Origin of the sequence: Burkholderia sp. PAMC 28687 (assembly GCF_001577465.1) — a bacterium.
Lineage (GTDB): Bacteria > Pseudomonadota > Gammaproteobacteria > Burkholderiales > Burkholderiaceae > Caballeronia.
Map to the genome: position 1 here is coordinate 57,740 of NZ_CP014507.1, position 12,760 is coordinate 70,499.

The 12,760-nt window shown below is 61.0% G+C and carries 8 protein-coding genes; 5 read left to right on the forward strand and 3 right to left on the reverse strand.

Going from position 1 to position 12,760, the window contains the following annotated elements; all coding sequences use genetic code 11:
* Positions 1-20 precede the first annotated feature (20 nt).
* From AX768_RS23060 to AX768_RS23075, 3 genes are all read right to left on the reverse strand, one after another.
* Entirely contained in the window at positions 21-3,416 is a 3,396-nt protein-coding gene (locus AX768_RS23060) for a maltotransferase domain-containing protein (RefSeq protein ID WP_082779046.1), read from the reverse strand.
* Between the two features lie 368 nt (positions 3,417-3,784).
* Positions 3,785-5,461 carry a glycogen synthase GlgA gene (gene glgA, locus AX768_RS23065; protein WP_062002479.1) on the reverse strand — a complete coding sequence of 559 codons (1,677 nt, stop codon included), beginning with the start codon at positions 5,459-5,461 and terminating at the stop codon, positions 3,785-3,787.
* A gap of 352 nt (positions 5,462-5,813) precedes the next feature.
* On the reverse strand, positions 5,814-6,470 hold the full coding sequence (locus tag AX768_RS23075; protein WP_062002481.1) for a DUF1345 domain-containing protein: 657 nt from the start codon (positions 6,468-6,470) through the stop codon (positions 5,814-5,816).
* A 310-nt stretch (positions 6,471-6,780) separates the two neighbouring features.
* On the opposite strand from AX768_RS23075, the gene AX768_RS23080 reads away from it, so the two are divergent.
* From AX768_RS23080 to AX768_RS23100, 5 genes are all read left to right on the forward strand, one after another.
* Positions 6,781-7,362 (forward strand): sugar dehydrogenase complex small subunit, encoded by a 582-nt coding sequence (locus tag AX768_RS23080; protein ID WP_062002482.1) that lies wholly within the window; start codon positions 6,781-6,783, stop codon positions 7,360-7,362.
* Positions 7,363-7,447: 85 nt separating this feature from the next.
* Positions 7,448-9,049, forward strand: a complete 1,602-nt coding sequence (locus AX768_RS23085; protein WP_062002483.1) for a GMC family oxidoreductase — start codon at positions 7,448-7,450, stop codon at positions 9,047-9,049.
* Positions 9,050-9,162: 113 nt separating this feature from the next.
* Positions 9,163-10,455, forward strand: a complete 1,293-nt coding sequence (locus AX768_RS23090; RefSeq protein ID WP_439823419.1) for a c-type cytochrome — start codon at positions 9,163-9,165, stop codon at positions 10,453-10,455.
* Between the two features lie 163 nt (positions 10,456-10,618).
* Positions 10,619-11,356, forward strand: a complete 738-nt coding sequence (locus AX768_RS23095) for a metallophosphoesterase (protein ID WP_082779131.1) — start codon at positions 10,619-10,621, stop codon at positions 11,354-11,356.
* Positions 11,357-11,436: 80 nt separating this feature from the next.
* Positions 11,437-12,759: a DNA topoisomerase IB gene (locus AX768_RS23100; protein WP_062002486.1), complete on the forward strand. Its 1,323-nt coding sequence runs from the start codon at positions 11,437-11,439 to the stop codon at positions 12,757-12,759.
* Position 12,760: the final 1 nt, after the last annotated feature.

Sequence of the window (12,760 nt, forward strand, 5' to 3'; positions counted from 1 at the left end):
GGCACGCAAGCGCTTTGACTTCAGGCTGCGATGTCCTTGCGAGGCAGGCCCCACGTCGGTGCGATTCTCCAGATCGCAAACGGCCGAGTGTTGGGATCGAGTCGAATGTGCTGCCGTTTGCCGCGCCATTCGAAACGTTCGCCCGTCATCTGGTCCTCCACGGCCAGCGCATCCCACTCCTGAACGCCCCAGTCGCTCAGCGTCTTCCACGGCAGTTCGATATCCGCCCCTTGCTCGTTGAACGGATCGAGGTTGATTGCGACCAGCACCACGTTGTCACGCGCGGCGTTGGCTTTCTCGAAGAAGAGAATGTTGTCGTTATGCGCGAGCAGGAAGTTCACGCCGAGATGCGAGTGCAACGCCGGATTCGCCTTGCGGATACGGTTGAGCGCCGTGATCTCCCCGACGATATTCCCCGGCCGGTTCCAGTCCCACGCGCGAAGCTGATACTTTTCCGAGCCCAGATATTCCTCGCTGTTCGGCAACGCGGCGGCTTCGCACAGTTCGAAACCGCTGTACACGCCCCAGAGTCCCGAGAGCGTGGCCGCGAGCGCGGCACGAATCACAAACCCGGCGCGGCCCGAACGCTGGAGGAAACGCGGGTTGATGTCGGGTGTATTGACGAAGAAGTTCGGACGGAAGAAGTCCTTCGCGTCGGTCTGCGTCAGGTCGTGCATGTATTCCACGAAATCGCGCTTCGACTCACGCCACGTAAAGTACGTGTACGACTGCGAGAAGCCAAGCTTGGCGAGGCGGTTCATCACGCGCGGCCGCGTGAACGCTTCGGCCAGGAACATGACGTCGGGGTGACGCGCACGCACGTCGCCGATCACCCATTCCCAGAACGGCATGGGTTTGGTGTGCGGGTTGTCGACGCGGAAAATCTTGACGCCCGCCGCGATCCAGAACAGGAACACGTCGCGCAGCGAAAGCCACAATTCAGGTTTCGCGTCCTTCGCATAGAAGTCCGGATTCACGATGTCCTGATACTTCTTCGGCGGATTTTCGGCATACCGCAAGGTGCCGTCAGGACGCCATGCGAACCATGTAGGGTGTTCCTTCAGCCACGGATGATCCGGCGAGCACTGCACCGCGAAGTCGAGCGCGATTTCCAGGCCGTGCGCACGCGCGGCATCGAGCATGCGCTTGAAGTCATCCAGATTGCCGAGTTCCGGATGCACCGCGTCGTGACCGCCTTCCTTGCCGCCGATGGCGTAGGGGCTACCCACATCGCCGGGCTGGGCCGTGAGCGTATTGTTCTTGCCCTTGCGGTTCGCAATGCCAATCGGGTTGATCGGCGGGAAGTACAGCACGTCGAAGCCCATCTCGCGGATGCGCGGCATCTTGCCGATCACATCGATAAACGTGCCGTGACGGTTTTCATCGTCACTCATGGAGCGCGGGAAGATCTCGTACCAGCTTGCAAAGCGCGCGGCGGCGCGTTCGGCGTCGATCCGGTAGGTCACCGGATCGCGCGACAGGAACGGACGATGCCGCGCCGCGTCGATCGCCTGCGCCGTTTCCGGCGACAACGCCAGCGCGAGACGTGTCTCGCCATCGGCTTTCGCGAACTGCTTGACGATGCCTTCCAGCGGTTCCGTTTGCGACCCTTCCGTTGTCTTCACTTCGGCGAGGATCAACGCGAACAGGTGCCGCAACTCCTCGAGTTCCAGTTCGACGGTCTGCTCGGCCTTGAGCTTTTTCTGCATGTGATCGATGAGCGATGCAAAATCGTCGCGCCACGCGATCACCGTGAATTCATGCCGGCCGAGCCGGTCGAGCGGAATGCTGGTCGTCCACAAGTCGTTGCCAAGCGGAATGACCGGAAGCATCTTGGCTTCGTGCCAGTCGGTCTCATCGGCGGCGCGCCACTGCACGGCAGCCGCGATCTTGTCGTGCCCCTCCGCGAAAATAGCAGCCGTGATTTCGGCAGCTTCGCCCACGATCCGCTTCGCCGGGAAGCGCCCGTGATCCACCGACGGTTCCACGCTTTCGATCATCACGCGCGGGGCGACGAGCGCCTCGTTGACCGATTTTTTATCGGCGGATTTCGCGCCGCGTTTGACCTGGGGCTGCGCAAGCAGGATCGGCGGCTCGGACGCGCCGCGCAGCAGGCGGACTTCGCCCGGCTGCAGCAGGAAAGGTTTCAGCGGCAGCGGCGTTTCGGTGGTGTCTTCATCGATCGCGCGGAACCGCGTGAAGTTGCCTGGAGCACCATCGAGCAAATGACGTGTATCGACATAGACCGGCTTTGTCAGGTCGGCGTTCAGCACGATCAGCGCGGCTTCGCTCGCTGTCCGCAAGTCCGGGCCGCTGCCGCGCAGGATCGCCGCATACGGCGTGCCGGGACCCGTCAGCGTGCGCAACTCGCCGGTACTGGCTAGCGCCGCGGAGTTGCGTTGCAACGCGTTTGCGTGTGCCACTTCCGCCGATACATTGAAGCGCGCGCTTTCCGTCGCACGATGAAATTCTTCCGCGCTGCCGTGGTTGTAAGAGAGCGGTTGCGTGAGGCCGTACTCGAAACCCATGGGAACCAGCACGCCGGTACCTATGCCCGCCGCCGTGTACAACGCGCGCCTGTAAGCCCGTTCCACAAGCGATGAATCGCTGGTGTCGGGAAGATCGTTGAGCAGGCGCGTGCCGTACGGTTCTTCGGGAAATGCGATCGGCGGCGCAATGCGGAACAGGGCCGCGTGTTCATCGAAGAGCCAGTTGCTTTGAAAGTCCCACCATCTCGCCGATGAAAACACCGAATCGAAACCGGCATCGGCGAGGTTCGCCAGATCATGACGGTTGACGCCGACCGTCCACGCAAGCCATTTGGTTTGCGGATGACGTTCGCGCACAGCCGCGCCCAGGCGGCGCCAGACATGCGCGGGCACCTTCTGCGGCGCTTCGAAGCGAAAGCCGCCAATGCCGGCATCGGCGATCAGCATCAATTCGCGCGCCCACCATTCGGTTAGCGCGTGAGCGGCTTCGCCATCGCCGAAATTGGCGTGCGCGACGCTTTCCTCATGCGGTGCGGTGCGCGGATCGAGCCGCGCTTCGGCCGCTTCGAACGGATGAAACCAGTGACGGTTTTCCTGGAACAGGCCGCCTTCGGCGCTGACGCGGTCGAGGTTGATATCGACCAGCAATGTCAGCCCGTGCTTCTCAGCCTGGCTTGCGAGCAAACGCAGGCCTTCCGCTGCTGGAAGATCGGACTCAAATGCGGGATGCAGCTTGTGATGGTCGGCTACCGCCTGTCGGTGCCCGTTCTTGCCGGGCAGAAAGGGCGCGCCGATCAGGACATGATCGAAGCCGAGAGCTGCGGCGTGCTCGAATTGTGCAGGCCATTGAGGCAATGGTCCGACGAGAAGCGGGTCGATGAAATAGATTCGTGGCGCATACGCGTGAAGCATGTGATGGTGTTCCATCGGTCGTCTTTTCCAGTTCGTCCTGCTATGGCGTGGATGCGGGAAAACGCGATCGCGCTCAACCAGGCAATAAACCAACCGCACGAACGGCTACGGCAGACGAGCCTCAGACAGTCTTCAAGCACCAATTCCGGGGTTTCGAGTGCGGTACGTATCTTTATGGAGCTGTCATGCGCGATACGTCGTTCGGTGCGGCGCCAGGGTCGCGTTCTAGGACACAGCACGTAGCGTGCCGCGCCGGAGCTGACTTCCGGCTTGGGCGTCGGGGCCTCGCTTCAGGTCAGACGACCACCGCCCGCCGCGCTTCTATCAGCGTGGCGGGCGGCAACCGCATAACCGTATCATCGAACAGCGAGATGCGAACGCTTTCAGGCGCTGCGTGCGACAAATTGCGACCGTTCTCCATCGTGACGGTCGTGACGGCTTGCAGCGGCAGCGGGCGCTGCCATGGCGGCGATGGCCGGTACCGCCGGCGTATGAACCGGCACGCGGCGTGTGCGCAGCGGCGTCTTTGCGGGACGTGCGTCCGTGAGGCCTGCGTAGAGCTGGATGTATTTGGCAACTGCATGGTTCCAGCCGTAGTCGCGGGCCATTGCGTTGCGTTGCAGCGTGCGCCATTGTTGAGGGCGCATGAAAGCGTGAATGGCGCGCGTGACCGCAACCACCATGTCATGAGTCGCTTCGCCATCGAAGAGAAAACCGGTAGCCGGACGTGACGATGTCGCGCCTTCGAAGCTGCCCAGGCTTTCAACCGGCGAAGACTGAAAGCCTTCCTGCAACGACGATGCTTCGGCCGCATCCACGATGGTGTCCGCCAGTCCGCCCACACGCGATGCAACCGGCAGGGTGCCGTAACGCATCGCGTAGATTTGCGTCAGGCCGCACGGCTCGAAGCGGCTCCCATGCAACAGGATATCGGCGCCGGAATGCAGGACATGCGCGCGACGCTCGTCGTAGCCAATATGCACGCCGATGCGATCCGGCCACGTTTGCGCCAGACGTTGGAAGGCCGTTTCGAGATGCGCTTCGCCTTTGCCGATCACCGCGATCTGCAAACGCGGATGCTGTTCGAGGAGGGCGGGGATGGCGTCGATCACGACATCGGCCATTTTTTGCGATGTCATCCTGCTGCCGATGGCAATCACCGGCGCGAACGGATCGACAGGTAGCCCGAACATCTGTTGCAGTTCGCGCTTGCAAGCGTGTTTGCCGCGCATATCCTCGAAACAATAGTTGCGCGCGATCTGCGTGTCGGTCATCGGGTCCCATGCGCCGACATCGATGCCATTGATGATGCCCGACAGCTTCTCTGCATAACATTGCAGGACGCCTTCCATCAAATGACCAAAGCGCGGCGTGAGAATTTCGCGGGCGTAGGTCTCGCTGACGGTCGCGACGTGATCAGCGTGGACGATGCCCGCTTTCATCAGACTCAACGCGCCATAAAATTCGATGCTCTTTTGTTCGGTCAACGCCGGCACGAGCCACTTGGCCGGAACGCCGAGCGCTGCACCAAGCGAGAGCGAATAGTTGCCCTGGAACGCCAGATTGTGGATCGTGAAAACGCTTTTTGCGTGCACGCCCGCGTGCTTCATCAAGAGCGGCGTGAGGCCGGAATGCCAGTCATGCGCATGTACGATGTCAGGCTTCTTGAAGCCGCGAACGCCTTCGGCCAACCGGACCGCCGCCGCCGACAGCGAAGCGAACCGGATAGCGTTGTCTTCGTAGTCGCGTCCCTTGGCATCCTGGTAAAGCCCGTCGCGTGCGTACAGGTGATCCATGCGCAACAGGATCACAGGCACGCCGGTGTCGGGCATGCGGCCGCGATACAACGCGCCGTCACCGCCCGGGAGGCCCGTCAATGAAGCAACCTTCTGCAATCCATCGACCATTTGCAATGCGTTCGGATACGCCGGCAGGAGTATGGCGGCATCGACTCCCGCTTCACGTAACGCCGCGGCGTATGCGCTGACCATGTCACCCAGTCCGCCAGTTTTGGCAAGCGGCACGGCCTCCGAAGCGACAAGCAATACGTTCAAGGACAAAGCTGACTCCTGGCGTCTGAAGGATGAAAAGCGATGGGCTGCGCTCGGCCGGTTTAATGGCGGCGCACGCGACCGGTGCTCTTATCGGAGGGATGAGGGATGCGGAGTTCTTAGAGCAAACGTTGTGCCATGCAGCATGGTTTTTCCCGAAACCGCGGGAAAGCGTTAGGTACGCCACTCACAAACGAACACGCTACGCCGGACAGAAGACAGACATTTGACGCCGTGTAAAAAAGCACCCGTCGGAAACGGCGTTTTTACACAGCGGTAACTGGAATGCTTATACAAATCGACTCAGGAAATTAAGACCGAAAGTTAATAAAGCGCCAGCAATAATTGCTCGCCGGCACTTTTACGAGCCTAATAACCCGGCAGCAGTGTTCACGCACAAACCCAGCACGGCCGCATTGAAAAAGAACGACAAGACCGATTGCGCCAACGCAGTGCGCCTCACTTCCGTAGACCGCAATACCACGTCAGACGTTTGCGATGCCACCGCGATGGTGAACGAGAAATACAGGAAGTCCCAATAGTCGGGTTTCAGATGAGTATCGGGAAATTTCAGCGACGTCTCGTCTTGCGACTGATAGTAATGACGCGCGTAGTGGAGAGTGAACATGGTCGGGATGAGGAACCATGCGCCGAACATAGTGATGCCTGTCAGCAAATAGTTAGGCAATGCGCTGCGAAAGCCCATGTTCTTTGCACTGGCGAGTTCCGCGATGATCGCGACAATACTTGCGAGCGCCGCAAGACTGACGAATAGCAAAACCATTCCGGCATTTTCATCCTCGCGCGCGGCGAGCTTCTGCACTTCGTCCTGGTGCGCCCGCCACATTTGAATCCATATGAGCACGAGATACAGCCATACGGTAGTGTCCCAACCAACGAGGCCACGCACGAGCGGGCGCAAGTCATATGGAACCAAAATTGCGGCAATCACACCAATGATCAAAGCAATAATCGCCCTCGGGCGATATCGGACTACGTCGGGAAGCATGAAATTCATTTTTATCGTGGCTCTGTGGTGGCGGTAATCGCGTTAAGCTGTCGCGCCGCGATTATTGCCCGTGTAGCTTTCAAACTTCAACGGGCGTCGAGCGCGGTTCTTCATGTTGACGCGCGCTCTGACTTCACCCCACGGCCTCAAATCATTTTCAAAGATATCGGCAATGCATGTCTGACAGACCGTGTCGGACCGACCGTGTCTAACAGACCGTGTCTAACAGACCGTGTCTAACAGACCGCGTCTGCCCGCTCTTGCCGATCATCGCCTTGGGCAAAACGCGTAACGGACACCAACCCCGGACAACCAACCCATGAGACAGCTTCAAGATCCCCCTGCGCCTGCTGATTCAGCCAGGCACTCCGCCGCCCGGCGGCGTTTCGTGCTCGGCGCGTGCGCGTCGGCGGTGGCGCTCGCTTTTGCATCGGCGGGAATGGGCTTTCCATCGTTATTCACACAGGCTTTCGCCGATACCCCGCCTGCAGGCCTTGAAGGCTTCCTCCTGCTCTCGCGCAAGCTGACCGGCCGCTCGAGCTTCGACCCCGCGTTGGCGCAGCGCGTGTATGACGCGTTATCGAAGTCGGACAGCGAGTTTGTCGCGAACGTGAGCGCGCTCAACGTGTGGCTTGCGGCGCATGGCGGGGTGCCATCGGATACCGTCACGCAGGCGCTCAAGGCAGACACGCCCAAGCTTGCCGGCACCGTCACGGCTGTCATACGCGCGTGGTATCTCGGTCTTGTCGGCGACGGGCAGCATACAAGCGTCGTGGCGTACGAACGTGCACTCATGTTCGATTCCGTAAGCGATGTGCTGACCATCCCTTCATATTGCCGCGATGTGCCGTTCTACTGGACGCAAAAGCCGCCGGCAGTCGGCGCGCCCAAGGCCGCCTGATCCGAGCCATATAAGAATCACGCGGTCGCGCTGCTGGACAGCGCGACCGAAGCATAAAAGCAGCACCTCACAGGACAATACAAAAATGGCAAATTCGAATTCGGCCGATGTCGTGGTCGTCGGATCCGGTGTCGCGGGCGGTCTGGTAGCCCATCAGCTCGCAAGCGCGGGCGCATCCGTGATCCTCCTCGAAGCCGGGCCGCGCATTCCGCGCTGGCAGATCGTCGAAAACTTCCGCAACTCGCCCGCGAAAGCGGATTTTGCAACGCCGTATCCATCGACGCCTTATGCGCCGCATCCCGAGTATTCGCCCGAGAACAACTATCTGATCCAGAAGGGCGAGTACCCGTATGCGTCGCAATACTTGCGGCTCGTGGGCGGGACGACTTGGCATTGGGCCGCCGCGGCGTGGCGTCTGCTTCCCGCCGACTTCAAGATCCGGACGCTGTATGGCGTGGGCCGCGACTGGCCGATCTCCTACGAAACGCTCGAACCGTGGTATCAGGCAGCCGAGGTGCAACTGGGTGTATCGGGTCCGGGCCATGATGTCGATCTCGGTTCGCCGCGCTCGAAACCGTATCCCATGGACATGCTGCCGCTTTCCTACATGGATCAGCGTTTCTCCGATGTCCTCAACGCCGAATCGTTTCACGTCGTGCCGGAACCGGTTGCGCGCAACAGCCGCCCGTACGATTCGCGCCCGACCTGCTGCGGCAATAACAACTGCATGCCCATCTGCCCGATCGCGGCCATGTACAACGGCGTCACGCATGCCGAAAAAGCCGAACGCGCGGGCGCGAGGCTGATCCCGCAAGCCGTGGTCTACAAGATCGAAGCCGACGACAAAGGCCTGATCACCGCCGTCCATTACAAGGACCCGAACGGCAACAGCACGCGTGTGACGGGCAAGCTGTTCGTGCTGGCGGCGAACGGCATCGAAACGCCGAAGCTGATGTTGCAATCGGCTTCGGATACGTTCAAGAACGGCATTGGCAACAGCTCCGATCAGGTCGGCCGCAACCTCATGGACCACCCCGGAACTGGCGTCACGTTCCTCGCCAACGAGACCTTGTGGCCGGGACGCGGCCCCATGGAAATGACGTCCATCGTCAATTTCCGCGATGGCGCGTTCCGTTCCGAATACGCGGCGAAAAAGCTGCATTTGTCGAATGGCGTGCCGACCATGGCGATCACCGCAGATCTCATTGCGAAGGGTTTGAGCGGCGCCGAGCTCGACCGGCAGATTCGCGACCGCGCTGCACGCACCATGAACATCAACAGCTTCCACGAGCATCTTGCCGAACCGCAGAACCGCGTGTTGCCCTCGTCGGATCACAAGGATTCGCTCGGCATTCCGCAGCCCGAGATCTATTACTCCATCAACGACTACGTGAAGAAAAGCGCCGCCGATACACGCACGCACTACGCGCGCATCGCGGAATTGTTCGGCGGCACGGAGATCACCTTCGACGACAAATTTGCCCCGAACAACCACATCATGGGCACGACCATCATGGGCGCGGACCCGAAGGATTCCGTGGTCGATACCGAATGCCGCACGCACGACCATCCGAATCTGTTCGTGGCCGGTAGCGCGGTGATGCCGACGGCGGCATCGGTGAACTGCACGCTGACGTTGTCCGCGTTGTCGCTGCGTCTCGCCGACAAACTGAAGAAAGAACTGTGATGGCGCGCCGACGGAGATCCACGATGAAGAACCACCAACCCCGCGACGCCCGCATAACCGCAAAACGTCTTGGCGGTGCGCTCGCCGTGCTTGCGCTCGCCGTAGCCGGCGCGATGAATTTCCACTCACTGATAGAACCCGCGCAGGCGCAAACGGCCGCTGGCGCTGCGAACGGTGCGGAGACGGCCACGACCGTCAAGGACAATCAGGCCGGCGCCGACCTGATCAAGCGCGGCGAATATCTCGCGCGCGCGGGCGATTGCATCGCGTGTCATACCGCCGACAAAGCCCGCCCCTTCGCCGGCGGCCTGCCCATCAACACGCCGTTCGGGACCATCTACACGCCGAACATCACGAGCGATCCGGACACGGGCATTGGACGATGGACCGACGCCGATTTCGTGCGCGCGATGCACGAGGGTATCGGCAAGGGCGGCGAGCGTCTGTATCCGGCGTTCCCGTACGCGGACTACACGAAAGTCACCTCCGGCGATGTGCTCGCCATCCGCGCCTATCTCAACACGCTCGCGCCGATCCACTACACGCCGCCGCGCAACGAGATGTCGTTTCCGTTCAACCAGCGCTGGCTGATGGTGTTCTGGAACATGTTCAACTTCAAGGAAGGGCGTTTCGTGCCCGACCCGAAGCAAAGCGCCGAGTGGAATCGTGGGGCGTATCTGGTCGAAGGCCTGGCGCATTGCGAGGAATGCCATACGCCGCGCAACGTCACGCAAGGCCTGAAGTCCGGCGAACGTTTCAGCGGCGCCGAACTGTCGGGCTGGCACGCCTACAACATCACGCCTGACAAGAACGCGGGCGTCGGCAACTGGACGGACGATGAACTTGCGCAATATCTCGCCACCGGCGCCGTGCATGGCCGTGCGAACGCAGCCGGCCCGATGGCCGATGTGATTCAGAACAGCACGCAATACATGACGCCTGAAGACTTGCGTTCCATGGTCGCCTACTTGCGCACGGTTCCCGCGCAAAGTGGCGGCGATACCCATCCGCGCGATTCCTTCGGCAAGCCGACCAGCCAGGACGTCATCGCAATGCGCGGCACGCAGGTGAGCGGCGTGAACGGCGCGCAGTTGTTTATCGCCAATTGCGCTACCTGCCATAGCTGGACCGGCGAGGGACGCGGCGGCAGTGCGGCGGGCGCGTATCCGTCGCTGATTCATAACAGCGTGGTCGGGGCATCGGCGGCGAACAACCTGACCATGGTGATGCTCCACGGCGTGAATCGCGAGACGAAAACAGCAAATGTCTTCATGCCGGCCTTCGCCGATCAACTCAATGACGAGCAAATCGCCGCCATCAGCAACTACGTCACGAAGACCTTCGGCGATCCGCAATCGACCACAACCGCTGCTGAAGTTGCCAAATTGCGCGCAACACCGCAGTAGAGGAACGAAAATTGCGTAGTAAATGCAAGTTTGTGCGGTGCGGCACGGCAAATTTTGCCTTGTCGCGCCGCGAAGATTGCTTATCGGCGTCACCGGTTTCAAAATGTGAACTTGCTTTTTGGTTTGGGCGCGCTTGTGCGCCGTGTACGAAGAAGATTTGGCTATGACTGCTGCTACATATCCCGTCGTTTGCTGGCATCCGGCGAACAAATCAGGCCGTGACCTCGTGGTTGGCGACGTGCATGGTTGCGTCGATGCGTTGCGTTATCTGCTCAACGAAATTGGCTTCGATGGCACGCGTGACCGGCTGTTTTCCGTCGGCGATCTGGTCGATCGCGGCAGCGACTCGCTTGCGGCGCTCGATCTGATCGATCAACCCTGGTTTTATCCGGTGCTCGGTAACCACGAAGACGCCCTGTGCGCCGTCGCTGACGGGCGCATGAAGCGCCACGTCTGGTATTCGATTGGCGGCGCGTGGGCGTCCAATCTGTCCGATGAGCAGTTGCAGCGCCTCGCGGCAAAGCTCGCAAGCGTGCCGCTCGTGCGCATAGTCGGGGACGGCGCGTCGCGGTTCAACGTGCTGCACGCGGAGTTTTTCGGCAGCGACGCCGACCTCGAAGTGGCCTATTTCCCCGATGAAGTCCGCCAGCAACTGCTGTGGGGAAGGTCGCTCGCGCTCGGAACGGGAAAGCCTTCCATGCAGCGGGGTTTGTCGCCAACGTACTGCGGGCATACGCCGGTGAAGGCCATCAAGCAGATCGGGGCGCAGATCTTCATCGATACCGGTGCGTACACGGACGATGGCCGTCTGACCATTGTCGAGGCTGGAACGGACCAACGCTGGTCAGTCAAGCAGGGCTGGGCGAAAGGCGCCGGTTCGCTTGCCGAGGGGTTCCGATAGTCCGGGAGAACGTCCGCGGCATTCCTTTTGCTTAGATCTCGTAAACCGCCCGACGGGCGACTCTTGCGAGACTAGCAACAATGCCGACCTCATCAGTCACCGACTCCGTCATCGATTCATCCCCTGATATCAAAGGCTGCCCGGAAGACTTGCCGCCGGGTCTGCGCTATGTGGACGACGCCCGCGCGGGCTACACGCGCGAGTGGAAAAACGGCGCGTTCATCTACTTCAATACGCAGGGCAAGCAACTTTCCGACGATGCCGACATCAAGCGCATCAATGCCCTGGCCATTCCGCCTGCGTACACGAATGTGTGGATCTGCCCGGACTCGCGCGGACACCTGCAAGCCACCGGACGCGATGCGCGAGGCCGCAAGCAGTACAGATATCACCCGCAATGGCGTGAAACCCGCGACGCCACCAAGTACGAACGCATGCTCGCCTTCAGTGCGGTCCTGCCGAAACTGCGCGCCCGCGTGGCCCGCGATCTCGATCTGCAGGGCATGCCGCGCGACAAGGTTCTAGCGACCGTCGTCAGGCTGCTCGACACCACGCTCGTGCGGGTCGGCAGCGAGGAATATGCGCGCGAAAACAAGTCCTATGGCCTGACCACGCTGCGCAAAAAGCATCTAAGCGTGAAATCCGGCACGCTGCGCTTCCAGTTTCGCGGCAAGAGCGGGATTGAACACGATGTATCGGTGAGCGATCCGCGGATTGCGAAAATCGTGAAGCGATGCATGGACTTGCCGGGACACGAACTCTTCCAGTATCTCGAAGCCGATGGCCAGCGCCATGCCATCAGTTCTTCGGACATCAACGACTATCTCCATGAAATCACCGGCGCGGATTTCACTGCGAAGGATTATCGGACGTGGGCGGGCAGCGTGTTTGCGCTCGCGGCGCTGCGCAAGCTCGCGTGGGAAACCGTCACCGAAGCGCGCAAGCACGTGGTGGGGACGATCAAGGAAGTATCGAAGATGTTGCGCAACACGCCAGCCGTCTGCCGCAAATGTTACGTGCATCCGGCGGTGATCGAAGCATTCGAGGCAGGCCAGCTCGCCGATGAACTGCCAGCGTCGCGCCGGTCGGGGCTCAAATCCGATGAGGCCACGCTCGCGATATTTCTCGAGCAGGACGCGAAGCGCCGCGCGCGCGAAGCGGCTCGTGCGAGGAAAGGCAAGGCGAATACGGCGGACCCCAGCCTGGCCCGGCTGCTGACCAAGTCCAGCCAGAAAGCTGCGGCGTTGAAAAATTCGGGGAAGGACGTGAAGGCGGAAGCGCTGGCCGCGGTAAAAGCGGCGTCGGTCAAGCCAGCATCGCCAAAAGTGAAATCGAAGGCGGCGCGGCCGGCGACGAAAAAGATCGGACGCGTCCGATCGCCGACGGCGGTCGCCATCGGCTGAT

Bases quoted from the DNA above. Each gene is read 5' to 3' on its own strand.
- AX768_RS23060 (WP_082779046.1), bottom strand. From the start codon at position 3,416: ATGGAACACCATCACATGCTTCACGCGTATGCGCCACGAATCTATTTC.
- AX768_RS23075 (WP_062002481.1), bottom strand. From the start codon at position 6,470: ATGAATTTCATGCTTCCCGACGTAGTCCGATATCGCCCGAGGGCGATT.
- AX768_RS23080 (WP_062002482.1), top strand. From the start codon at position 6,781: ATGAGACAGCTTCAAGATCCCCCTGCGCCTGCTGATTCAGCCAGGCAC.
- AX768_RS23085 (WP_062002483.1), top strand. From the start codon at position 7,448: ATGGCAAATTCGAATTCGGCCGATGTCGTGGTCGTCGGATCCGGTGTC.
- AX768_RS23090 (WP_439823419.1), top strand. From the start codon at position 9,163: ATGAATTTCCACTCACTGATAGAACCCGCGCAGGCGCAAACGGCCGCT.
- AX768_RS23095 (WP_082779131.1), top strand. From the start codon at position 10,619: ATGACTGCTGCTACATATCCCGTCGTTTGCTGGCATCCGGCGAACAAA.
- AX768_RS23100 (WP_062002486.1), top strand. From the start codon at position 11,437: ATGCCGACCTCATCAGTCACCGACTCCGTCATCGATTCATCCCCTGAT.